We start from the raw sequence: 23,161 nt of genomic DNA, 5'->3' as shown, positions 1-23,161 counted from the left end.
CGGCCCTGCCGGTTCGGCCCACAAACCCCCACCCCACTTGGCCGATTTGCACTCATGCGCCATCACATGGTGAATGCGGATCGCCCCCTTTTGCACCCCGGTCATCCCGCGGACGCTGAGGCTCTGCCCCGGCCCAAAGCCGGTGCCCGACGGGAAGCGGGCAGTACGCTGAGTCGAGCAGCACCGCATCCTCGAAGGAGGCACTTCATGACCGCCGAGATGGTGGCGCCCGCGTGGATGCACACGCAGATCAGCGCGGAGCAGTACGACTCCTGGTCCGAGGAGCAGTGCGCCGGCATCGAGGTCGTGGACGGGATGGTCGTCGTGAGCCCGAGCGCCTCCAAGCGGCACAACCGGCTGGCCCGCCTCCTGGCCAACGCCCTGGACGCCGCCGCGGGCCCGGACTGGAACGCCGACACGGACTTCGACGTCCGCTTGCAGGACGTCCCCCTCACCAACCGCCGCCCTGACGTCACCGTCTACCGGGCGGAGACCATCGACCTCACGCCCACCCGCCCCGAGCACGTCCTCCTGGTCGTCGAGGTCGTATCCCCAGGGTCAGAAACCACAGACCGGATCGTGAAGGTCGACCAGTACGCCAAGGCCGGCATCCCCTTCTACTGGCGCATCGAGCAGGCCGCCACTGGCGTTCCGATCGTCTACACCTACGTCCTCGACCCCGCCAACAAGTCCTACCGGGACGGCGAGATCTTCACCGGCACCGTGAAAGCCACCGCCCCGTTCTCCGTCACGGCCGACCTCGGGGCCCTGTAAACAACCAGGTGGTGATGGAGTTGTGACCAAACGGCGGCGGAGGAGTGCGGAGCGTCTGCCGCATCGTGGGGTGCCGGGCGCCCCACGTCCTTACACTGAAAACGGCGCGGGGCCAGAACAGCTAGGTGCAACATGTTCAAGATTCCCGACCGTGTCGCGGACCTCTTCGGCGATCACGCCATCCAAGTCGAGTTCCAGCGGGCCCTTCTCGCCGCCAGCCAGCTCCAGGGCTACGAGATGAAGTACCTGGAAGACGGCCCCTTCTCCGAGATTGCCCGCATCACCTACCGGCAACTGAAGGACTTCGACAGGACCGCGCTCCCGGAGGACCAACGAGAACTGGTGGCTGGCGCCAAGGCCCTCTCGCACCGGCTCATCACCTCCGGCTACTCCATCCACGAAGCGGCCAAGGCGAACGAGAGCGCAACGGACGACTGGGAAGAGCTCCTCGCCTTCACCCGGGAGAAGTGCAAGGGCAGCGCACAAATCGCCGACAACGCGGGATGGGAGCGCTGCTACACCTACATCCTCGACCGGGCCGAGGCCGCGCTAGGGGCCGACCGACCCGACGAAGACCGTGACGCGGGATATGCCGTCCTCCGTCACCTCGCGTCGTTCCACAGGACCGACACCGGCTTCCAGCTCCGCTGGTACATCAAGGTGCCCGAAGTGAGCTGACCCTCCGGACTCGCCTGCGCCCCGCTCTCATCCGGGGGCGGGGCGCCCCCAGCCGGGTTTCGACGCCGCGCTGATCCGTATCCATCCCGCGCGCGTACTCGCCTGGGGGCTGGACACCGACCCGTACCAGCCGCCGAACGCCCGCAACGTCACCGCCGGGCCGACGGACCCCGCTGCCGGCTAGCGTCGGTTCGCTTCGGTTCGGGACCGGGAGAAGCGTGAGGTCCGGGGTGGCTCGGTCGGCCGGAACGACCCGGTCCGGGCGTCCCTTCGCGGACTCGCGCCAGCGGCGCTCACCTTCGGGCGTCTCAGCCCTGGCCGCGCAGTCGTCGCCGCTCCAAGGCATATCCCAGCCCCACCAGCGCGAGCGAGGGCAGGGCGACCACGGCCTGCGGGAAGAACTGCTTGCCGGGCGGGTCCACGGCGCGGGAGCCGGGGTACGCGAGCGCGGAGATCTGGGTCACCCAGTACAGCGCGGCGGATACGGCCCCGCCGTCCAGGGCTGCCCTGGCACCTGCCCGGGAATCAGCCGGACGCCACAGTTGCAGCAGCGCGGCTCCGGCCAGCCCGACGCCCAGGCCCATGGTCTGGGCGTTGTGGAACTTGGCGTGGGGCGGCCAGTCCGGGTTGTGGATGTGGGTCTCGTTCCAGTCCGCGATGTAGGGGCCCACTCCGGCGACCACGGCGGGTACCGAGATCAGCACCTTGCCGAGGCTCGCTCGGCCGGTGATGCGGTTGGTCATACGAGGGTGCTCCTGCCCTAGGCGGACGTGCGGGTGAACCGGAGCGTCGACGTCACCGTCGTCAGGCCACGCATCATGCCCAGCCGGTTCCAGCCCATGCCGAACTGGTCCCGGTCGACGGTGAACTCGGTGGTGAGCGTGACCGCGTCCGCGCTGGAGTCGGTGACCCGCACGGTCACGGTCTGCGAGCGGCTGACACCGCGCACGGTCAGCCGGCCCTCGACCTCGACGACGCCGTTCCGGCGGAACACGCCGTCACGGACCGCGAAGACGAGGGTGGGGTGGTTCTCGACGTCGAAGAAGTCCGCGCTGCGCAGGTGCTCGTCGCGCTTCTTGTGCTGCGTGTCCAGGGAGGCGGCGTCCAGGGTCACGGCACCGCGGACGGTGCCGTCGGGGCGGACCTCGCCCTCACCGGAGACGCCGGTGAACGTCCCCTTCACGGTGACCATGCCCCACATCGTCGCGTGGCTGATGGCGATGGTGGAGCGGGTGGCGTCGAGTTGCCACAGGCCGGTTTCGACTGCGGTGGTCATGAGGTTCTCCTTGATGAAGATGAATGCGGGACTGGATTGACGGGTCGCATGTGGAGGGGCTTCGTGTGGCGCGAGCCGGGCACCCGGCCGCACCACACCGGGTACGGCCGGCCGGCCGCCCCGGGCACCGGTCGGCCGCGCCCCCACAGGTGGCGGGTGAGCGCCGGTGGCTCAGGGGAAGGTCACGCCGGCCGTGTAGGTGCCGCTGCCCGCGGTCGCCACCAACTCGACCCGGTAGGCGCCGGGCACCCCCTCGTAGGAGAGCGTCTTGACGTCCTCGTCCCCCGAGGAGGTCGCGACGGTCTTGAGTCCGCCGGTGGCGAAGTGCCTGAGTACGAGGTCGAAGTCCGCGCCGTCAGGCCCGTCGAGACAGGCGGTGATCGTGCCTGCCTGGGCGACGATGAAGTAGTTCCACGGGATCGCGGTGCGGCCTTCGACCACTCGGCCGGACGTGGTGAAAGCCTGATCCGTGCAGTCGGTCGCGGTCGGGGTCGGCGCTACGGTGGGCGCCTGCGCGGCAAGCGCCGGCGAGGCGGTTGCCAGGCAGGTGGCGAACACGGCGGCACCAGCTGCCGCGATCAGTCGATGACGTCTCACGAGGTCCCCTCCACAACGGTTGAAAAGCTTCACTCGGCATGTCCGTGGGGGCTCAGAACCCGACGTTCTGCCGGATCAGCACCACGTGGATGCGGCCCGGCTGCTCCTGCCGGATATCCAGGAGCTTGCCGATGTAGCTGCGCTGCCCGTACGCGGCCTGCGCCCGGACGTCCTCGAGCTTGAGGCTGTGCTCGACCACCCGCTCATGGGCGGCCTGCAAGGTGGGGGCCAGCTTCTGCGTGCCGGCCACCAGGATCACGTTCGGGGCGTCCCAGACGTAGGCGGCGAGCTGGCTGCCGGTGGCCGAGGCGATGACCAGGGTGCCGTCGGCGGTGATCGCGTGGACACTGCCCAAGGCGTAGTCGGCCTGCCCGGCGATGGCCTTCATCTCCTGCTGCTGGGTCTGGAAGTCCAGCGTCATCATCTTGTTGCGCGCCGATACGTACGGGCCGTCCGGGTCGTTGATCACCGCTTCGATGCCCGACTCCTGCAACGTGGCCGAGGTGTTGGTCATCACCTGCGCGCCCTGCGGAATCCGGTTCAGCACGCTCAGCCGGGCCGACTCGAAGTCGTCCACGACCTCCACACCGAAACCGTGCTCCTGGAGCGCGGCCACCGTCGCGGTGAGGGTCTGCTCGTCCGGCAGCGTCGTGAAACGCGCCTCGTCGTCGATCGCGGTCATGGGGTTTCTCCCTTGTTGAGTGGGGCTCGGCAGAGCCGTGACGCACGGATCCGCCCGTCCGTCGACAAGCGTGGAACCATCCAGTCGACGTAAACGGACTTTACCCCGCTTCATGGGTGGCTGCAATGCCGTCGCCGGATGCGCGCCATGCCGCCGCCGGGTGCACGCAACGCCCGTACGCCGCTTTCGTGCGCCGCGACAGCCGTACGGTCGGGCGGATCACGCACCCGCGAGGGCGGGCGCGGTCGGGGCGGCGGCGCGCGGGCCCGCAACCTGCACCCATCCCCGTATGCACATAAACGGACTACACCCCGCATAGTGGGATGACTGTTAGGATCACCGCCATGGATGTGCTACCGGTGAGCTGGGGGGCGCCGCGGCCGGAACGGGCGGACGCGGCCCGCAACCGTGCACATCTGCTGGCCACCGCCCGCGACATGCTGGCCGAGTCCGGCCCCGATCAGCTGACGATGGATGCGCTGGCCGAGCGGTCGGGACTGGGCAAGGGCACCGTTTTCCGGCGCTTCGGCACCCGGGCGGGGATCTTCCAGGCGCTACTCGACGAGATCGAGAGAGACTTGCAGGAGCGGGTGCTCTCCGGGCCGCCACCGCTCGGCCCCGGTGCGCCGCCGATCGAACGGCTGGTCGCCTACGGCCGGGCCCGGGTGCGCCTGCTGCTGGAGAACACGGAGATCGCCAGGTTCGCCCTCGACGGTCGGCAGCCCCTCCCGAGCCGCCCCCAGACACCGGCGTCGCAGATGCACATCCGGATGCTCCTGCGCCAGTTGAGCCTGGACGGCGCCCACCTCGACCTGCTCGCGATCCAGCTCACCGCGGCACTCGACGGCCCGCTGCTGTTGTACTTGTCCGCCGACACACTGAGCAGCGCAGGCCCTCAGATCGAAGAGAGCCTCGGCTCGGCCTGGCAGGACTTGATCGAACGGGTATGCAGGCCCTGACCGGCGGACGCGGCCATGCCGGCCGAGGTCCTGGCGGTCACCCGTAGCCGCGGCCGATCAGCCGCTCTGCCCGTCGGCGGCCATGGCGCGGCGGACGCTCTCGCGGAGCAGCTCACGACGCCGCTCGTGCACCTCGGAGGGCTCGTCCGCGGTCGCCGCGTACACGTTGCTGACCGGTGACCAGGCCATCGACATGGCGATCACCATGGCCATGACGTCGAACGGGTCCCCCTGCCGCACCAGGCCGGCGTCCTGGGCCTCGGCGATGGCGCGCAGTTTGCGGTCGTCGAGGCGGTCGGGGCGGTCGACCAGATGGCCGGCCGGGCGGCGCTCCAGGCGCGCCCAGGTGGCCAGCCGGATGAGGTCGGGGCGGCGGAGGTATTCGTCGTAGAGGCGTACGGCCCAGTCCGCGAGGTCGGTGGCGTCGATCGGGACGACGTTCACGATCCGCTCCAGCGAGCCGAAGAAGATGGCGTCGAAGAGCCCTTCCTTGCTGCCGAAGTAGGCGTAGAGCTGCGCCTTGTTGGTGCGTGCGGCAGCCACGATGCGTTCGACGCGCGCCCCGGCGAGCCCGTGCTCGGCGAACTCCTGGATCGCCACATCGAGGATGCGCTGGTACGTGGCGGCTCCGCGCGAGGTCAGGGGTTGGTCGGCCATATCTCCACTGTACTAAACAGAACAGTTGGTTTGCCGAGTGGGCCGGATGCCTCTACGCTCAAACAGACAAACTGTTCTGTCTGAAGGGAGCATCGCCATGAGGAACACAGTGGGCTGGCAGGCGGAAGGTCCGTCGACGACGACACTGCGGCGGACCCCGTTGACCCGGCGCGACCTGCGGCCCGACGACCTCGCGGTCCGGGTGGACTACTGCGGGGTGTGCCACTCCGACCTGCACGCCCTCGGCGTCCCCGGCAAGGAAGGAGGGCAGCTCCTGGTGCCGGGCCACGAGTTCACGGGGGTGGTGACCGAAACCGGGTCCGCGGTCACCGGCTTCGCCGTCGGCGACCCGGTCGCGGTGGGCAACATCGTCGACTCGTGCGGCGAGTGCGCCATGTGCCGGGCCGGTCAGGAGAACTTCTGCCACACCTTCCCGACCCTGACCTACAACGGCACCGACCGGCACGACGGATCGACCACCCTGGGTGGCTACTCCCGCGAGTACGTCGTCCGCGACCGGTTCGCCTACCCCCTTCCCGCAGCCCTGGATCCGGCCGCCGCCGCTCCCCTGCTCTGCGCCGGGATCACCGTCTGGGAACCGATGCAGGCCCTCGGCGTGGGGCCGGGAAGCCGCGTCGCCGTGGCGGGACTGGGCGGTCTGGGCCATCTCGCGGTCAAGATCGCCACGGCGCTCGGGGCCGACACCTCGGTGATCAGCCGCTCGGCGGACAAGGCCGACGACGCCCGTCGCCTCGGCGCGCAGAGCCTCATCGTCTCCACGGACCCGGAGCAGATGGCTGCCGCTCGCGACCGGTTCGACGTCGTCATCGACACCATTTCCTCCCCGCACGATCTCGGCCCCTACCTTCGCCTGGTCGCCCTGGACGGGACGCTCAGCCTCCTCGGGTACCTCGGCCCTGTCACCGTGGAGGCCACCGGCCTGCTCGTGGGACGCAAGAAGCTCAGCTCCGCGGGCAGCGGGGGCAGGCCGGCGACCGCCGCCATGCTGGACTTCTGTGCCAGGCACGGCATCACCGCCGACATCGAACTGCTCCCCTCGTCACAGGTGAACGAGGCCCTCGACCGGCTCCGGCGCAACGACGTCCGCTACCGCTTCGTCCTCGACATGTCCGACCTGGACTGAACGGCTCCCGGGGAGGTGGCTGCCGCCACCGGCCGGGCCGGGCGGCACCGGGCCGGGCCGCTTCTTGAACGGTCGATCCAGATTGAGTTATGGTGCGGCCATGGGCAGAACCCGGGAGTTCGACACCGAGGCGGCGGTGAGCCGCGCCATGGAGCTGTTCTGGAGCCATGGGTACGAGGGGACCTCCCTGCGCGATCTGACCGGGCACCTGGGCATCGGGCAGGGGTCGCTGTACGCGGCGTTCGGAGACAAGGAAGGCCTGTACCGGGCCGCGTTGGCGCACTACCGGACCACCCTCGCGGCAGCAGCCGTGCGCGATCTGGAGCAGGGGGAGGACACGCGCTCGGCGATCCGCGGGCTCCTGATGGAGAGGGTCCGCATCGCCGTCGAACAGAACGGCAGGGGCTGCTTGATCGTGAACGCCGCCTGCGAGCGCCTGCCGGACGCCCCGCCCGTGCGCCGCATCGTGCGTGATGCACAGGACGCCACCCAGGACGCGCTCACCGAGGTGCTACGGGCCGGCGCGGAGCGGGGCGAGATCAGTGCACGGCACGATCCGCACGCGCTCGCAGCCTTCCTCGTCACCCTGCTCAACGGGCTGCTCGTGTCCTCGAAAATCACACCGGACGCCCGGGCGCTCGAACCCGTCGTGAGCATCGCGCTGTCCACTCTCGATTGACCTCCCCCTCCCCCCCCTTCGCCCCCCCTTCGCCCTCCGCCCTCCGCCCTCCGACCCCTGATCGCCGAGAATCCGACTCCCATGCCCGAAAACTGGATCGACCGATCCACTAAAAAAGGAAAGCTGGAACAGACATGATGTTCGACCACGAGGGAGCACCTCTACGCACCGGGCGGGCGGCCGTCAACGGAACGAGCCTGCACTACCGCACGGCTGGGTCCGGCCCGGCCGTGGTGTTGCTGCACGGTGTACCCAAGACCGGCTACCACTGGCGCCATCTCGTCCCGAAGCTGACGCCTCATCACACGGTCGTCGTACCGGACCTGCGCGGGCTGGGCGACTCCGCCCGGCCCGTGGGCGGCTACGACTCCGAGACGATGAGCGACGACATCGCGGAGCTGATGACCCGCCTCGGGCATGCGACGTACGCCGTGGCGGGTGAGGACTGGGGAGCGGTGATCGGATATCAGGTCGCGGCCCGCCACCGCGACCAGGTCCGTGCTCTCGTCTTCGCCGAGGCGCTCTTCCCGGGATTCGGTTTCGAGGACCACACCGCCCTCACCCCCGGGAACGTCGACAGCGGGATGCACCTGTGGCACCTCGGCTTCTACTTCCAGCCCGACGTGCCCGAGATGCTGATCGCCGGACATGAGCGTGAGCTGATCACGTACATGATCAAGAACGAGCGCACCCATCCCGACACCGCCACCCCCGACGCGGTCGAGGAGTACGTCCGCTGCTACACCATGCCCGGCGGCATCCGCGCGATGCTGTCGATCTACCGGGCGATGCTCGTCGACGCCGAGCAGAACCGCCGCGCCGCACAGCACAGACTCGACATCCCGGTCCTGGCGCTCGGCGGTTCGGCGTTCATCGGCGAGCGCAACGAGTCCCAGATGCGCTCGATGGCCCACCAGGTCACCGGACACGTCTTCGACGCCGGACACGACCTGGCGGAGGAAGTGCCGGAGGAGATGGCCGCGGTGATGGTCCCGTTCCTGGCCGGGCACCGGTGACCCGCGCCCGCCCCCACGAAGGTCAGGTCCGTACCCTGGCGCCGGGCATACGGACCGCCACCGGGCGTACCGACCGCTTCCGGGAGATCATCGACGGGTGCCGGTCGGGCGGTCGGGAAGGGCGGTCGGATGTTCGAGATCGAGAGCCTCGAAGAGGCCGCCTTCGCTGCCGCGCTGGTGACCGGCCCCCAGCACCGGCTCGTCCAGCACAACCGGTCCTTCCGTGAGCTGTTCGCTTTCTGGCGTCCGGGCCAGGAGGCCGGTGTCGCCCTGACCGGCCCCGGGCTGCGGCCCGTGCTCCGGGCGCTGGACCTGGCCGGTGCCGACCGGTCCACGCCGCTCCTCGATGTCTCCGGGACCGCTGCCGACGGGCCGGGCGGGCACCGGTTCTGGGCGGTGAGCTGTCTGCCCGTGACCTCCCGGCACGGCCCTTCCGTCCTGCTGCTCGCGGCAAGGGTTCCCGAAGGGGCGGTGGACGCCTCCGCCGTACGCAGGCATGTCGCGGCGGACCGGGACGCCGACCTCGCGCGGTACGAGGCCCTGCTCTCGGCGGTGCCGCAGGTCGTCTGGCGGATGACCCCGCAGGGGGAGGTCTCCGCGCTGGTCGGCCGGCTCGGTGAGACCGGCGGCGGCCTCTGGCACCCCGGGCGGTCGGGCCTCTCCTGGATGGACGCCGTCCACCCGAAGGACCGCTCCTGGTTCGGTGAGCGGTGGGCCGCCACGGCCCGGGGCGACGCCCTCCTCGACTCCGTGGTGCGGGTGCGGCAGGCCGGGGACCCCGCGCGCTACCGCCATGTCAAGATCGTCGCCGTTCCCGTCCTGCGGGCCGGGGAGGTGGCCGAGTGGATCGGCACCGTGACGGACGCCGAGGACCAGTGGCGCCTACGGACCCGGGACCGGCTGATGGAACGGGCTTCGGCGGTCTCCTCCGCCCGTGACCTGCCGGAGGCCTTCGCCGCCACCGCCTCCGCCGTGGTACCCGATCTCGCCGACGCCTTCGTCGTCTTCCAGCTGAGACAGCCCGACCAGGCGGGGTCCGCCGCCGGAGCCCTGTACGCCACCAGGGCGCGCACCGCTCTCGCCCCCGGCCTGCCGCCGCTGCCCCCGATCACGGACGACTTCGCGCTCGGCCCCCTGTCGAGAACGGTGATCGACAACCGGCGTACGAGACTGGTGACCTTCCCTCCCGGCGAACCGCCAAGGGAGCTGGTGTCCGGCCCGTCCGCCGACTGGATGGGCCAGGCGCGGGCCACCAGCCTGGCGATCGTGCCCATCGTCATCGACGACCGGACCGTGGCCCTGGCCTCCGCCGCCACCTGCCTCGGCAACCCGCCGCCCGGAGACTCCGAACTGGGGCTGCTCGAAGAAGTCCTCCACAGCGTCCAGGACCCGTTGCGGCGCACCCTGGAGCTCCAGAGCGTCCGCGACACCGCCCTGGTCCTCCAGCGCTCCTTCCTGATCACGCCGCCGCACGTCGACGGCGCCGAACTGGCTGCCGTCTACCAGCCCGCCAGCACCACGGCAGAGATCGGCGGCGACTGGTACGACGCGATCCTTTTGCCCGACGGGGCCGTCGCCCTCTCCATCGGCGATGTCGCCGGGCACGACCTCGACGCGGCGACGGAGATGACCAAGGCCAGCAGCATGCTGCGCGCCTTCGCGTACACCGACGGTTCGGCCGGCCCCGCACACACCCTCGGCCGGCTCGACCAGGTGACCCAGGGCGTCAGCGACGTAGCGCTCATCACGGCTCTGCACGCCGTGCTCCGGCCGGCCCGGGGTGGCCGCTGGGCCGTCACCCTGTCCAACGCCGGGCACCCGCCGCCGCTGCTGATCCCCGGTTCCGGCGCACCTCGCCATCTGTACGGCCCCCTGCCTCCCGACCCGCCGCTGTGCGTCGCGCCGGACGTGGAGCGCAACGACTGGCAGCACGAACTCCTGGAGGGCGACACGCTGTTGCTCTACACGGACGGGCTGGTGGAGGTCCCCGGCGCCGACATCTCCGACGGCTTGCGGCGCCTCGCGGACCATGCTGCCGGACTACGGCACCCCGGCCTGTCGCTCACCGGACTCGTCACCGCGCTGGTGCCGCCTCCGGGCGCGGCGGGGGACGACATCGCCATCATCGCGTTCCGCGTCGGCAGAGGCACGCGACCGCTGCGGGAGCGACCCGCCCGGTAGGCCGGACCCCGCCGATTTGGGCCTGCCGACAGGCCCCCGGGCCCTACGGCTGGGCCCCCGCGCCTCGCTACCGTTCGATGCCCGGCGGGCAGCGGCCCGGTGATGCGGGTGACAACGGCGAGGTGAGACGTGAAACGCAGCGACCGGATACGCCTGGGTGGGCGCGCGAGCACGGGCCAGACGGCCATCGAGTACCTGGCCCTGCTGGTGGTCGTGTTCGCCGTGGTCGGCGCGATCGTCGCGACCGGCATCGGGGGAGCCGTCTCCCGCTCCGCGCACGAGCAGGTCTGCCGGATCGGCGTGGCGGGATTCGTCGGCGGCGACTGCTCCGATGACAACGATGTCGACGAGGCGCGGGCGGAGACGGCCGGCCCCCTCGAACCCAGCACGCCCCTGGACGAGGGCGAGGGCGAACCCCCCGGTGAGACCGCCGGGGGGAAACCCGTCGGCAAGTCCGTCGCCCTGCCGCCCGGCCGAGAGGCGAACGCCCTGCCCGACCTCTGCTTCGAGCCGCGGGAGTCGAACTCGTCGGTCAAGGTGCCCGGCAGCGGTGTGCTCGGCAACACCGCCGCCTGGGGGTACTCCTGGCTGGTCAACTTCGTCATCGACAAGGTCGACAACGAGAAGAACAAGGAGAAGCGGGTCAAGCTGGCACTCGACGACCTCGCCTACTGCCTCCCCGACTACAACATCGTCATCGCCCAGCCGCACGAGGGAAACCTCCAGGAGATGGACGGCACCGCCCTGATCGAGACCGTGAAGATCAGCGGCACGACCTACCGCGTCTACGCCTTCAAGACCGGCAAGTTCACCTGGGCAGAGGACGCCGACCTCGGGTGGAAGAACCGCGCGTTCCACGGCGTGTTCGACATCAGCGACGACCGCCGCACCGTCACGTTCCGGGAGCCCCCCAAGCCGAAGCGGAAAGAGGGGTGGAAGCCCGGTGACGAGGGCTGCCAGGTCGAGGGGCAGGAGCCGCCCGACCGCAGCCGCTACTACAACACGTACTCGCCGCTGGACAACGAAGGATCGACCCAGGCGGTACGCATGCTCGTGAACGACATGCGCCGCTGCTACCCGGACTACAACGTGGTCGCGATGCACTCCGAACAGGCCTCGCACTGGGTCCAGGAGCCGGACTCCTTCGTCCACCAGGGCAGGTACCGGCTGAACTCCCCCGAGTACCACGACGACGAGAAGGGCGACGACATCTCCTCGGGGCGGGCCGTCTTCGACGTCTACGTCTTCGACAAGGGCACCTTCAAGAACGACGGCGACGGCGGCTACACCAACTGGGCCCTGTACGGGAACTTCACCCGCGACGGATCGGAGGTGGCCTTCGAGCAACCCGAACCCGCCGACCTGGAGGCGGACTCCGCGGCCACCGGGTCGGGCACCGTCCACTTCAACGACGAGACGCCGAAGTACACCGGCGGCGGGCCCTACCCCGGCACCGACTACTCCGGCAAGGTGCCCGGCGACAAGGCCGAGCTGACCCGTTCGCTCCTCGACGAGTACGGCCGCACCTTCCCCGACAAGAACATCATCGCCGCCAAGTCGTTCAACGACCTCTCCTTCTCCGGGGTCTCCGGCCTCGAACACCTCGCGGTGGTCGACGGTGTCGACGTGTTCGCCATCGACAGCGGGACCGTCACCAACAGGGGCGACGGCGGCTGGAAGAACTGGGGCTTCACCGGCAACTTCGAACAGGCCGAGGGGGCGAGGGAAGTCACCTTCAGCAACCGGTGACGGCGCTGGAGGCGCGGCCACCAGCGGACCCCAGCAGCCCCCGGCAGCCGCCGCGTGGCGCCCGCGCGTACCGGTGCGGGCGGCGGCTGCGCGGCCATGCCCTCGGTCGCCGGCCGGGCGGGGGAAGGGCACGTCGGCGGGCCGGTGCTACCGTGCGGGCACCCCGGCCCCACACGGACTCCCTGCGCTGATCACGACCGACGAAAGGGCACAGGACCATGACCGTGCCGCCGCCTCCGCCTTCCCCCATACCGCCGCCCGGGCCTCCCTCGTACGGCCCCTACGGACCGCCGCCTCCCGGGCCGCCGGTGCCGGGCCCGTACGGGCAGCCGCCCGGGCCCTGGCAGCCGGTGGTGCATCCGCCGCTCAGCGGGATGGCCGTGGCGTCGCTCGTGCTGTCGCTGCTGGTCTGCCTCGCGCCGGTGGGGCTGGCCCTCGGGATCGTCGCGCTGGTGCGGATTCCCCGCAACGGCAAGCGGGGCAAGGGGCTGGCCGTCGCCGGGACCGCTGTGGGCGGGACCGTGGTCGCGCTGTCGGTGCTGCTGGTGGTGGTCGGCGGGGCGCGGTTCGACACCTGGACCGTCGACGGGCCCCGGGAGACGGAGGCCGGGGCGGGCACGCTGTTCGGGCTGCGTGAGGGGGACTGCTTCACCCCGGGGGCGGGGGTGCCGACCCAGGGCGACCCCCGGCTGAAGGACCTGTCGGCCGAGGTCGTGGAGTGCGGGGAGCCCCACCAGGGTGAGGTGTACGGCTCGTTCCGGCTGAAGGGCGGCGGCTTCCCGGGTACGGCATCCATCGCGTCGTCGGCGTACGAGAAGTGCGCGCCGCTGCTCCACGACTTCGCGCTGGACAGCACCGCGCTGCCCCGGGTGCAGTTGTTCTTCTACCACCCGGACGCGACGGGCTGGACGCTCGGCAACCGGACGGTGCTCTGCTGGGTGGGCCCGCCGGCCGGGCTGCTGGAGAAGTCGCTGCGGCAGGACGCGGCCGACTGGGACGAGGGGCAGCTGGCGTATCTGACGGCGCTGCGGCCCGCCAGTGAGGCGCGGGCGAGCCAGCCCGGCGAGGGGCCCGAGAAGAACCTCGCGGGGGCCACCGCCTGGGCCGGGCGGATGGCCGACGGGGAGGCGGAGTCGGCGCGGCTGCTGCGCGAGGCGGACGGGCTCCCGGCGGACGCGCGCGACCCCGCGGCCGAGTTCGCGGACCGTCTCGACGCGCTGGCGGCCAAGATGCGCGAGGCGTCGAAAGCCCGCACGGAGCAGGAGTTCCGGGAGCGGATGGTGAACACCGGGGAGGGCGACGGGGCCGAGGAGGAAGGGCGGATCCGCGCCGCCGTCGGACTGTCCACGCCGGGGACGGGCGACCTGGCCGGGTGAGCCCGTACCCCCTTCCTTGACCGTCCCCTTGCACGGTGGCTCTCGCGCCGAAGCGTCGTACGCACGACACTTGGTCCTGACGCCGGGTCACCGACCCCCGGCGGCGCACGACATCGGACGCAGCTCTCGGAGGGGGACACACATGCGGGACAGCCATCGGGCGGAGGCCGAAAGGCTGTTGGTGCGGGCCGTGGAGGAGGAGGCACGCCGCACGGGCGGACGGACGGACCCCGGTGTGCTGATGGCGCGGGCGCGGGCAGCACTCGACACCATCGCGGAGGGCGCACGGGACGAGTACGCCGCCTATACACAGGCCCTCGACGCGGCGGCGGCCGGTGACCGGCCCCTGGCGGAACGGCTCAGCCGGGAGAATCTGTCAACGCCCCTGCTGGTCACCGGAGTTGCCGCCGTCGCCGCGTTCGGGGCGGATCTGGCGTTCGGCACGGCCACCGGTCCCGCCCTCGGCGCGGGCGCGGTCGTCGCGGTGGCCGGCGCCGCGACGACCGTGGCGAAGGCGACCGCCTCGCACTGGCCCGCCGCCCACCGCCGCGCCGGAGCGGCCGGACAGCCGGGCGGGGCCGAGCAGTTGCGGCTCCAGTGGCTGACCGCGCTGGAGGTACGGGGCATCCGCCCGTATCTGGACCAGCAGCGGATGCTGACCCCCACCACTCGCGCGTCCCAGCAGAAGAAGCCGACCGTCGTACGGCAGTTGCGCGGCGGTGACCGCAGCGCGGCCGCCCGGGCCCGGGTCGTGCTGGAGCAGTCCTTCGGCCATCTGCCCAGCACCGACGGGCCGTTCACGGGGCGGCGGGCCGAACTCGCGCAGATCGCCAAGTGGGTGCACGCCGCCCGCGCCGCCACGCAGACCCGCCCCACCGTCGTCGTGCTGCACGGCGAGCCGGGGTCCGGGCGCACCACGCTCGCGGTGCGGGCGGCGCACGCGCTCAAGGACCAGTTCAAGGGCGCCTGCGTGGTCGACCTGCGGGGCGAGGTCAGCGGGGAGAGCCCGCTGCCGACCCGGGACGCCCTGCTCCACCTCCTCAACCGGCTGGGCGCCCCGCGCGAGCAGCTCCTCTTCCGGGACGGGACCACTCCCGGAGCGCCCGCCCGGCGCGACGGGGCTCCCGGAAACTCCGGTCCCGCGCAGGCGGCGGCGTACGGGAAGTCCGCCGCCGAGCAGCAGGTGCGGCGCCTCGGCGAGCTGTACCACCAGCACCTCACCGGGACCCCCGTCACGATCGTGCTGGACGACGCGACCGACGCCGAGCAGGTCCGCACCCTGATCCCGGAGCGCTCGGACAGCCTCGTCATCGTCACCGCCCGGGAGCCGCTGGAGCTGCCCGAGGACGTGCCGGCCTGGGTCCACCATCTGCCGGTCGGGCCGCTGGACGCGGCGGGCGCCGAGGAGTTGCTGCGTGAGGTGGCCGGGGGCGAGGAGGCGGGGCCGTACGACTATCCGGCCACCGACGCCGTGGTGGAGCTGTGCGGCGGACTGCCGCTGGCCCTGCGGGTGGCCGCGTCCGCGCTCGGGGAGCGTACCCGCAGCGCGCTCGCGGAGGACCTGCGCGCGTACGGTCCGGTCTCCCCCGTGGACCGGACCCTGTGGCTGCGCTACACCGACCAGAACGAGGCGGCCCGCCGGCTGCTGCGGCGGCTCGCGCTGGCGGGCCGGGCCAGCCTCGGTGCGGCGGCGGCCGCGGCCCTGCTGGCGGCCGACGAGCAGGAGGCCGGGCGGCGGCTGGAGGAGCTGACCCGGGCCGGGCTGCTCACCCATGTACGGGGCTCGCGCTACCGGCTCCACGACCTCGTGAGGGGCTTCGCACTGGCCCGGCTCCTCGACGAGGAGGAGCCCGCCGAGCGGGCCGCCGCCCATGAGCGGCTGCTGACGAACTACGCCGAGCTGGCCAACGCCGTGATCCGCATGGTCGACGGGAAGATGTCGACCCGGGCCGGACAGTTCGGCTCGCACGGCTTCGGTTCGCTGGACTCGGCGCTGCGCTGGCTGGACGACGAGTCCAGCTTCATCACCTCCGCGCTGCGCCACACCGAGGGCGTCGACCAGGGCACGGTCCTGAACCTCCTGGGCGCGCTGTGCGACTACTGCCTGCTGCGCGGCGACCTCTACCGGCTGGGCGAGATCAGCGAGCTGACCCGCTCCGTCGACCAGGGGCTGCTTGAGCGGTCGGTGCAGTGGCGTACGGGGATCGCGGCCCGGCAGCTCGGTGAGCTGGACAAGGCCCGCACCACGCTCTCCTCGGTGGTCGGCCTCTACCGGGAGGCGCACAACGACGCGGGCGCGGCGCTGGCCCTCTGCTCGCTCGGCATCACCCTGCACCACCAGGGCAACCTCACCGAGGCCGCCGCCCGGCTCGGCGAGGCGCTGGAGCTCCAGGCCTCCCCGGCGCAGGCCGAGGACCGGGCCTGGACCCTGCACGCGCTGGCGGCCGTCGAACGCGACCGGGGCAACCTGGCCCGCGCCCTGACCCTGCTGGACACCGCGCTCACCCTGCACCGCGAGGGCGAGTCGCTGCACGGGGAGGCGTGGACGCGCTTCCAGCTCGGCCAGGTCCGCCTGCGTACGGGAGAGGTCGCGGCGGCCGAGGAGGCCCTCTCCACCGCCCTGGAGCTGTACGGGCGCACCCGCGACGGGCGCGGCGAGGCCTGGGCCATCACCCAGCTCGCCCGGGCCCGGCTGCTGGACGGCGACCCTGAGGCGGCCCTGGAGCAGCTCCGTGACGCGCTGGCCCGGCACCGGGACAACGAGGACGCGCGCGGCGAGGCGTGGACGCTGTACTACCTGGGCCAGGCGCTGGAGGAGGACGGCGACACCGTGGAGGCCGTACGGGAGCTGGAGCGGGCCCGGACGATGTTCTCCCGGATGCGGGACGTGTACGGGCTGGCCTGCGCCCGCCACCACTCGGGCCGGGTCACCCGCGACCAGCGGGCCGCGCAGACGGGGAACCTGCGCAATTCGGGGTTCGCCCGGCAGCTCCTGATGGACGCGCGGGCCGACTTCCGGCGGATCGGGGTGGCGCACGGCGAGGCGTGGGCGTGCCTGGAGCTGGCGCTGATCGACGCGGGCAACGGCCGGGCGGCCCAGGCGCTCGCACTGTGCGGCGAGGCGGTGGAGCTGTTCGCCTCGTACGGGGACGAGCGCGGGCGCGACTGGGCCCGGTTCCTGCGGTGCACGCTGCTGCCGTACGCCTCGCCGGGCGGCAGCGAGGTGGGCACGGTGGTGGCGCAGCAGGAGCTGGCGGAGCTGGCCGCCGAGCACCACCCGTCCCGGGACTCCGGTCTCGACCGGGCCGCGGAGGCCTTCGCGGTGGTCCTGGCCCGGGGCGTGGACCTGGAGGACGGCTGGCAGGCGTGGCGGCTCGGCCTGACCCCGACCCGCCACTCCCGCGAGGTGCTGGGCGTAGCGGTCCCGTCCAGCCCGTCGGCGGACCGCTCCAGCCCGTCCGGCGTTTGAGGACGAAGCCCGCGCCCCGGGGGCCCCGGGCCTACTTCTCGGCGGTCACCCCGGGGGCCGCACTCTCGGCGGCCCCCGGCTCGGGCGCCTCCTCGAAGTTCACCCGTCCCATGTGCCGGTTCATCGACTTCATCAGCTGCCACACGCCGATGGCGAGGGCCGCGAAGACGAGGAACCCGAGAACACCGGGGGTGACCTTGTTCTTGTCGAGCTCGGCGGCGAGCGGGACGACGTGCGTCAGTGCCTGGGTCGCGTACATATCAGGCATTGTCGCGGATGCCCGCGAAGAGGTCGCTCTCGGGGAGGGAGGTATCGACCAGAGACTTCGCCAGCTCGTACTCCTCGGTCGGCCAGACCTCCCGCTGGATCTCCATCGGAACGCGGAACCAGCCGCCCTCCGGATCGATCTGCGTGGCGTGCGCGATCAGCGCCTTGTCGCGGATCTCGAAGAACTCGTCGCAGGGAACGTGCGTGGTCAGCGTGCGTTCGACCCGCTCGAACTCCTTCCACCGCTCCAGCCACTCCCCGTACGGCGACTCCAGGCCCCGGGCGAGCAGCGCCTCGTGGAGCGCGACGGTGCGCGGCCGGTTGAAGCCCTGGTTGTAGTAGAGCTTCTTCGGCGCCCAGACCGGCCCGAACTCGTCCTCCGGGAAGGCCTCCGCGTCGGCCGCACCGTCGAACGCGATCATCGAGATCGTGTGCGTCATGATGTGGTCGGGGTGCGGGTAGCCGCCGTTCTCGTCGTACGTGGTGATGACCTGCGGCCGGAACGCGCGGATCTTGGCCACCAGCCGCCCGGCCGCGAGCTGCGGGTCCTCCAGCGCGAAGCAGCCCTCGGGCAGCGGCGGCAGCGGGTCGCCCTCGGGGAGGCCGGAGTCGACGAAGCCGAGCCACTCCTGCTGGACGCCCAGGATCTCCCGGGCCTCGTCCATCTCCTTCTTGCGCACCTCGTGGATGTTCTTCTCGATGTACGCGTCGCCCTGGAGCTTCGGGTTGAGGATGGAGCCGCGCTCGCCCCCCGTGCAGGTCACGACCAGCACGTCCACCCCCTCGGACACGTACTTGGCCATGGTGGCCGCGCCCTTGCTCGACTCGTCGTCGGGGTGGGCGTGAACGGCCATCAGTCGCAGCTGCTCAGTCAAAGCTCGATCCTCAGTGATGTGGTCGCGATGTGATGTGACCGCGGTGGGTCGCCAGGGAGAGAGTGCCATCACCCTGGTTGTCGTTGTCCTGCCTCTTTCGTGGTCCTGCTGTTTCGCTCCGGGGCGCGGTCGGACGACGAACCGGCGACTTCTATAGTGACCGAACGGGGAGGTGGAAAATTCCTCGTTGCCCGGACCGGAGGGAAAGATCATGACGGCGGTTCGCGAAGCCACGCCCGAGGGGCGGTACGGCAGGACCGACGACCAGCGTGCGGACCGCAGGCTGAAGATCGTCGGTTCGGTGCTGGGCGTCGCGCTGCTCGGTGTGGTCGGCTGGATCGGCTACGGCTATGTGACCGGCCAGGGCATCAGCGCCGAGCTGATCAAGTTCGACATCGTCTCCGACGTACGGACCGAGGCCCACCTCGAAGTGCGCAAGGGCAGTGAGGTCGACGGCTACTGCACCGTACGGGCCCTGAGCAAGGACGGCAGCGAGGTCGGCCGCAAGGAGGCCCGCTTCGGCCCCGGTGCGAGCCGGATCGACGAGCTCGTCGTGATGCGGACCCGGGCCCGGGCCACCGCGGTGGAGCTCACGGGCTGCACGGCCGGCGACTCTCCCGCCGGCTGACCGCCCGCCGACGGACTTTTCGCCGCGCCTGACCCGGCGCACCCCCTCTGACCTGCGCCTTCCTTGGGACGGGCAGTCCACCCGGACGTGTGACGGTTTACCTTCTCCCCCTTTTCCTGGGGAATTGTTAGGCTCGTGGTTTCGCCCACCCGTGGAAGCACATGCTTCCGGGTAGGGCGATGCTTTGTATTCCCAGCACCGACGAGGAGCACCTGTGACCCAGACCAGCGAAAACGTCACCTGGCTCACGCAGGAGGCGTACAACCAGCTCAAGGCCGAGCTGGAGTACCTGTCTGGTCCCGCGCGCACGGAGATCGCCGTCAAGATCGCGGCGGCCCGTGAGGAGGGTGACCTCCGGGAGAACGGCGGGTACCACGCGGCCAAGGAGGAGCAGGGCAAGATGGAGCTGCGCGTGCGCCAGCTCACCCAGCTCCTGGAGCACGCGAAGGTCGGCGAGGCACCGGCCGACGACGGCGTGGTCGAGCCCGGCATGGTCGTGACGATCGCCTTCGACGGCGACGAGGACGACACGACGACGTTCCTGCTCGCCTCCCGCGAGTACGCCAGCGCGGACATCGAGACGTACTCCCCGCAGTCGCCGCTCGGGATCGGCGTGAACGGCAAGCGGACGGGCGAGGACGCGGAGTACGAGCTGCCGAACGGCAAGACGGCGACGGTGAAGATCCTGGCCGCGAAGCCGTACACGGGCTGACGTCCGGCCCCACCACGACGCATACGACGCGGGACCCCGGCCCTTCGGAAGGGCCGGGGTCCCGCGTCGTTCGGTGCGTCCGCGTGCGGTGGCTCAGGCGGTCGCCGAGCGGTATTTGCGGACCGCCAGGGTCCGGAACACCACGATGATCACGATCGACCAGAGGACCGAGGCGAGGATCGGGTGCTCCATCGGCCACGCCCCGGTGACCGATTTCGGCACGCCCGGCATCGTGTTGCCGAAGAGCTGACGGGCGCCCGCCACCGTGGCGCTGAAGGGGTTCCACTCGGCGACGTGCTGGAGGAACGTCGGCATGCCGGTGACCGGCACGAAGGCGTTCGAGATGAACGTCAGCGGGAAGAGCCAGATCAGCCCGCCGGAGGTGGCCGCCTCGGGGGTGCGTACGGAGAGGCCGATCAGGGCCCCGATCCAGGAGAACGCGTAGCCGAGCAGGAGCAGCAGCAGGAAGCCGCAGATCACCTTGCCGAGGTTCTCGTGGGTGCGCCAGCCGACGATCAGGGCGACCCCGGCGAGCACGACGAGGGTGAGCGTGGTCTGTACGAGGTCGGCGAGCGTCCGTCCGGTGAGGACCGCGCCCCGGGCCATCGGCAGCGACCGGAAGCGGTCGATGAGCCCCTTGTGCATGTCGTCGGCGATGCCCGCTCCGGCGCCCGCCGTGGCGAAGGTGACGGTCTGGGCGAAGATGCCCGCCATCAGGAATTCCTTGTAGAGCTGCGGGTCGGTGGAGCCGCCGATGCTGATGGAGCCGCCGAAGACGTACGTGAACAGCACCACGAACATGATCGGCTGGATCAGCCCGAAGATCACCATTTCGGGGATCCGGGTCATCCTGATCAGGTTCCGCCTGGCGACGACGAGCGAGTCCTTGACCGACTGGACCACGCCGCCGGAGGGCCGTGGGGTCAGGACGGGAGCGTCCTTGGTGGTGGTGCTCACGGGGTCTCCTCCTTGTCGTCGTTGTCATGGCCCTCGGCCGCGTGGCCGGTGAGCGAGAGGAAGACGTCGTCCAGGGTCGGGCGGCGCAGGGCGATGTCGTCGATCTCCACGCCGCTGCCGTCCAGCTCGCGGATGATCTCGGCGAGCAGCTTGGCCCCGCCGCTCACCGGGACGGTCAGCTTGCGCGAGAGCCGTACGACGCTGACCTCGCCCTTGCCGAGGGTGGTCAGCACGGACCGGGCGGGTTCGATCTCGTCCGGGCGGTGCACGACGACCTCGACGCGCTCGCCGCCGGTGCGGGCCTTGAGCTCGTCGGAGGTGCCGCGGGCGATGACCTTGCCGTGGTCGATGACGCAGATGTCGTTGGCGAGGCGGTCGGCCTCCTCCAGGTACTGCGTGGTCAGCAGTAGCGTCGTACCGCCTGCCACCAGGTCCTCGATGACGTCCCAGAGCTGCTGCCGGTTGCGCGGGTCGAGGCCGGTCGTCGGCTCGTCCATGAACATCACGGGCGGCGAGACGACCAGGGCGGCGGCGAGGTCGAGGCGGCGGCGCATGCCGCCGGAGTACGTCTTGGCCGTACGGTCGGCGGCGTCGGCGAGGTTGAACCGCTCCAGCAGGACGCCCGCCCGGGCCTTCGCGTCGCGGGCGCTCATCTGGTAGAGCTGCCCGACCATCTGGAGGTTCTCGCGGCCGGTCAGATACTCGTCGACGGCGGCGAACTGCCCGGAGAGCCCGATGGAGCGGCGTACCTCGTTGGGCTTCTTCAGCACGTCGATCCCGGCCACGAACGCAGCTCCGCTGTCGGGGCGCAGGAGGGTGGTCAGGACCCGTACGGCGGTCGTCTTGCCCGCGCCGTTGGGTCCGAGCAGCCCGAGGACGGTGCCCTCGGGGACATCGAGGTCGACTCCGTCCAGGGCTCGTACGTCACCGAAAGTCTTCACCAGACCTTCGGCATGGATGGCACCTGGCATAGAGGGACTCCCCCGTCGCTCGCTCGCGGTACGTGCTCGGTACGTGGTTTCGGGAGCGATCCTAGGATCGGCGGGGCCTCACCGCGCGGTGAATAACGAGATCCGGCCATCCGTCGGAATCCGGACGGTCAGCCGATGACCCGGTACCCCTCCGCGCGCAGCACCGCCTCGACCTCCTCGCAGTGGCGGGGGCCCTTGGTCTCCAGGTGGAGGTCGACCTCCACCTCGGTGAGGCCCAGGCGCGGGTCGGTGCGCACATGGCCGATGTCCAGCACGTTGGCGTCGGCGACGGTGAGTGCGGCCAGCAGGGTGGCCAGCGCCCCCGGGCGGTCGGTGAGCCGCAGCCGCAGGCTGAGGTAGCGGCCGGCGGCGGACATGCCGTGGCGCAGGACGCGCTGCATCAGCAGCGGGTCCACGTTGCCGCCCGACAGCACCGCCACCACCGGCCCCCGGAACGCCTCCGGGTCGCTGAGCAGCGCGGCCACCGGGCTCGCCCCGGCCGGCTCCACCACCAGCTTGGCCCGCTCCAGGCAGAGCAACAGGGCGCTGGAGAGCTCGTTCTCGGTGACGGTGCGGACCTCGTCGACCAGCTCCTCGATCACCGCGAACGGGACGTCGCCGGGGCGCCCCACCTTGATGCCGTCGGCCATGGTGACGGGGTCGTCGAGGGAGACCGGGTGCCCTGCGGCCAGCGAGGGCGGGTAGGCGGCGGCGCCCTCGGCCTGGACGCCGACGATGCGGATGTCGGGGCGCAGCGCCTTCACCGCGACGGCGATCCCGGCCGCGAGTCCCCCGCCGCCGATGCCGACGACGATGGTGCGGACCTCCGGGCACTGCTCCAGGATCTCCAGCCCGACCGTGCCCTGGCCCGCGATGATGTCGGGGTGGTCGAAGGGGTGGATGAAGACCGCGCCGGTCTCCTCCGCGTACTGCTGCGCGGCGGCCAGCGTCTCGTCGACGACCTGGCCGTGCAGCCGCACCTCGGCCCCGTACTCCTGGGTGGCGGCGACCTTGGGGAGCGGCGCCCCGACGGGCATGAAGACGGTGGAGCGTACGCCGAGGAGCGAGGAGGCGAGCGCGACGCCCTGGGCGTGGTTCCCGGCGCTGGCGGCGACCACCCCGGCCGCCCGCTCCACCGGGGTGAGGCCGGAGATGCGGACGTACGCGCCGCGCAGTTTGAAGGAACCGGTGCGCTGGAGGTTCTCGCACTTGAGGTGGACGGGGGCGCCGACCAGCTCGGTGAGGTGGCGGCTGCCCTCCAGGGCGGTCACTCTGGCCACGCCGGACAGCATTTTCTGCGCGCCCCGCACGTCGTCGAGGATCAGGGACGGGTGTCGGGCGGTCGCGCGGAACGTCATGCCCGCAAGTCTTGCAGCTCGGAGCGGTCGCGGCAGACTTGTCTCATGGCGGCCTGCGGTGGTGTCCGCAGGTTTGTGCGGCACTGGTACGCGTTGCCCCGGGGCCGCGTACTCTGTCCCCCACCCATCCGACACCGCACGAAGAGAGCCCCCGGC

General features: G+C 71.3%; 22 protein-coding genes. 12 read left to right on the top strand and 10 right to left on the bottom strand.

The genetic code is table 11. The annotated features are described in order from the left end of the window. The first annotated feature begins 207 nt into the window (after positions 1-207). Positions 208-774 carry a Uma2 family endonuclease gene (locus tag GTY67_RS22600; protein ID WP_161279798.1) on the top strand — a complete coding sequence of 189 codons (567 nt, stop codon included), beginning with the start codon at positions 208-210 and terminating at the stop codon, positions 772-774. Between the two features lie 132 nt (positions 775-906). After that, positions 907-1,452 carry a hypothetical protein gene (locus tag GTY67_RS22595; protein WP_161279797.1) on the top strand — a complete coding sequence of 182 codons (546 nt, stop codon included), beginning with the start codon at positions 907-909 and terminating at the stop codon, positions 1,450-1,452. 308 nt (positions 1,453-1,760) lie between these two features. On the opposite strand, the gene GTY67_RS22590 is transcribed toward GTY67_RS22595, so the two are convergent. The 4 genes from GTY67_RS22590 to GTY67_RS22575 all read right to left on the bottom strand — a co-directional run bounded on the left by GTY67_RS22590 (position 1,761) and on the right by GTY67_RS22575 (position 4,007). Continuing rightward, positions 1,761-2,195, bottom strand: coding sequence for a DUF6640 family protein (locus tag GTY67_RS22590; RefSeq protein WP_202461534.1), 435 nt, complete (start codon positions 2,193-2,195; stop codon positions 1,761-1,763). A 17-nt stretch (positions 2,196-2,212) separates the two neighbouring features. Then, positions 2,213-2,728, bottom strand: coding sequence for a YceI family protein (locus tag GTY67_RS22585; protein WP_161279796.1), 516 nt, complete (start codon positions 2,726-2,728; stop codon positions 2,213-2,215). Positions 2,729-2,899: 171 nt separating this feature from the next. Further along, the gene (locus GTY67_RS22580) at positions 2,900-3,325 is read right to left on the bottom strand and encodes a hypothetical protein (protein WP_161279795.1); all 426 of its coding nucleotides are present in this window, start codon (positions 3,323-3,325) and stop codon (positions 2,900-2,902) included. A 52-nt stretch (positions 3,326-3,377) separates the two neighbouring features. Then, on the bottom strand, positions 3,378-4,007 hold the full coding sequence (locus GTY67_RS22575) for an LUD domain-containing protein (RefSeq protein WP_161279794.1): 630 nt from the start codon (positions 4,005-4,007) through the stop codon (positions 3,378-3,380). Positions 4,008-4,351: 344 nt separating this feature from the next. On the opposite strand from GTY67_RS22575, the gene GTY67_RS22570 reads away from it, so the two are divergent. Beyond that, positions 4,352-4,966: a TetR/AcrR family transcriptional regulator gene (locus GTY67_RS22570; RefSeq protein ID WP_093690929.1), complete on the top strand. Its 615-nt coding sequence runs from the start codon at positions 4,352-4,354 to the stop codon at positions 4,964-4,966. 57 nt (positions 4,967-5,023) lie between these two features. On the opposite strand, the gene GTY67_RS22565 is transcribed toward GTY67_RS22570, so the two are convergent. Beyond that, the gene (locus GTY67_RS22565; RefSeq protein WP_161279793.1) at positions 5,024-5,623 is read right to left on the bottom strand and encodes a TetR family transcriptional regulator; all 600 of its coding nucleotides are present in this window, start codon (positions 5,621-5,623) and stop codon (positions 5,024-5,026) included. 97 nt (positions 5,624-5,720) lie between these two features. On the opposite strand from GTY67_RS22565, the gene GTY67_RS22560 reads away from it, so the two are divergent. From GTY67_RS22560 to GTY67_RS22535, 7 genes are all read left to right on the top strand, one after another. Continuing rightward, complete coding sequence (locus GTY67_RS22560) at positions 5,721-6,767, top strand: NAD(P)-dependent alcohol dehydrogenase (protein ID WP_161279792.1); 1,047 nt, start codon at positions 5,721-5,723, stop codon at positions 6,765-6,767. Positions 6,768-6,867: 100 nt separating this feature from the next. After that, positions 6,868-7,446 carry a TetR/AcrR family transcriptional regulator gene (locus GTY67_RS22555; RefSeq protein WP_161279791.1) on the top strand — a complete coding sequence of 193 codons (579 nt, stop codon included), beginning with the start codon at positions 6,868-6,870 and terminating at the stop codon, positions 7,444-7,446. A 134-nt stretch (positions 7,447-7,580) separates the two neighbouring features. Next, positions 7,581-8,462 carry an alpha/beta fold hydrolase gene (locus GTY67_RS22550; RefSeq protein ID WP_161213689.1) on the top strand — a complete coding sequence of 294 codons (882 nt, stop codon included), beginning with the start codon at positions 7,581-7,583 and terminating at the stop codon, positions 8,460-8,462. Positions 8,463-8,591: 129 nt separating this feature from the next. Beyond that, a complete protein-coding gene (locus GTY67_RS22545; protein WP_093690734.1) occupies positions 8,592-10,643 on the top strand; it encodes a SpoIIE family protein phosphatase in 2,052 nt (683 codons plus the stop codon). A gap of 129 nt (positions 10,644-10,772) precedes the next feature. Continuing rightward, complete coding sequence (locus GTY67_RS35345) at positions 10,773-12,392, top strand: hypothetical protein (RefSeq protein ID WP_202461533.1); 1,620 nt, start codon at positions 10,773-10,775, stop codon at positions 12,390-12,392. A 374-nt stretch (positions 12,393-12,766) separates the two neighbouring features. Beyond that, entirely contained in the window at positions 12,767-13,768 is a 1,002-nt protein-coding gene (locus GTY67_RS22540; protein WP_237502668.1) for a DUF4190 domain-containing protein, read from the top strand. A 142-nt stretch (positions 13,769-13,910) separates the two neighbouring features. Then, positions 13,911-17,237 carry a tetratricopeptide repeat protein gene (locus GTY67_RS22535; protein ID WP_093690728.1) on the top strand — a complete coding sequence of 1,109 codons (3,327 nt, stop codon included), beginning with the start codon at positions 13,911-13,913 and terminating at the stop codon, positions 17,235-17,237. Positions 17,238-17,268: 31 nt separating this feature from the next. Here the strand turns inward: GTY67_RS22535 and GTY67_RS22530 are convergent, their stop codons facing one another. Both GTY67_RS22530 and mca read right to left on the bottom strand, forming a co-directional pair. Beyond that, positions 17,269-17,496, bottom strand: a complete 228-nt coding sequence (locus GTY67_RS22530; RefSeq protein WP_093690726.1) for a hypothetical protein — start codon at positions 17,494-17,496, stop codon at positions 17,269-17,271. 1 nt (position 17,497) lies between these two features. Further along, the gene (gene mca / locus GTY67_RS22525) at positions 17,498-18,379 is read right to left on the bottom strand and encodes a mycothiol conjugate amidase Mca (protein WP_093690724.1); all 882 of its coding nucleotides are present in this window, start codon (positions 18,377-18,379) and stop codon (positions 17,498-17,500) included. A 211-nt stretch (positions 18,380-18,590) separates the two neighbouring features. On the opposite strand from mca, the gene GTY67_RS22520 reads away from it, so the two are divergent. After that, positions 18,591-19,007: a DUF4307 domain-containing protein gene (locus GTY67_RS22520; RefSeq protein ID WP_093690722.1), complete on the top strand. Its 417-nt coding sequence runs from the start codon at positions 18,591-18,593 to the stop codon at positions 19,005-19,007. A gap of 214 nt (positions 19,008-19,221) precedes the next feature. Continuing rightward, positions 19,222-19,719: a transcription elongation factor GreA gene (gene greA / locus GTY67_RS22515; RefSeq protein WP_161279789.1), complete on the top strand. Its 498-nt coding sequence runs from the start codon at positions 19,222-19,224 to the stop codon at positions 19,717-19,719. Between the two features lie 93 nt (positions 19,720-19,812). Here the strand turns inward: greA and GTY67_RS22510 are convergent, their stop codons facing one another. The 3 genes from GTY67_RS22510 to ilvA all read right to left on the bottom strand — a co-directional run bounded on the left by GTY67_RS22510 (position 19,813) and on the right by ilvA (position 23,005). Then, on the bottom strand, positions 19,813-20,676 hold the full coding sequence (locus GTY67_RS22510; RefSeq protein ID WP_161279788.1) for an ABC transporter permease: 864 nt from the start codon (positions 20,674-20,676) through the stop codon (positions 19,813-19,815). Next, positions 20,673-21,647, bottom strand: coding sequence for an ATP-binding cassette domain-containing protein (locus tag GTY67_RS22505; RefSeq protein WP_093690716.1), 975 nt, complete (start codon positions 21,645-21,647; stop codon positions 20,673-20,675). Before GTY67_RS22505 ends, GTY67_RS22510 begins: the two co-directional genes overlap by 4 nt. A gap of 128 nt (positions 21,648-21,775) precedes the next feature. After that, positions 21,776-23,005: a threonine ammonia-lyase gene (gene ilvA, locus GTY67_RS22500; RefSeq protein ID WP_093690714.1), complete on the bottom strand. Its 1,230-nt coding sequence runs from the start codon at positions 23,003-23,005 to the stop codon at positions 21,776-21,778. Between the last annotated feature and the right edge of the window lie 156 nt (positions 23,006-23,161).

The organism is Streptomyces sp. SID8374 (assembly GCF_009865135.1).
Lineage (GTDB): Bacteria > Actinomycetota > Actinomycetes > Streptomycetales > Streptomycetaceae > Streptomyces.
Note: the sequence above shows the minus strand (reverse complement) of the source record. Positions and strands in the feature narration are given on the sequence as shown.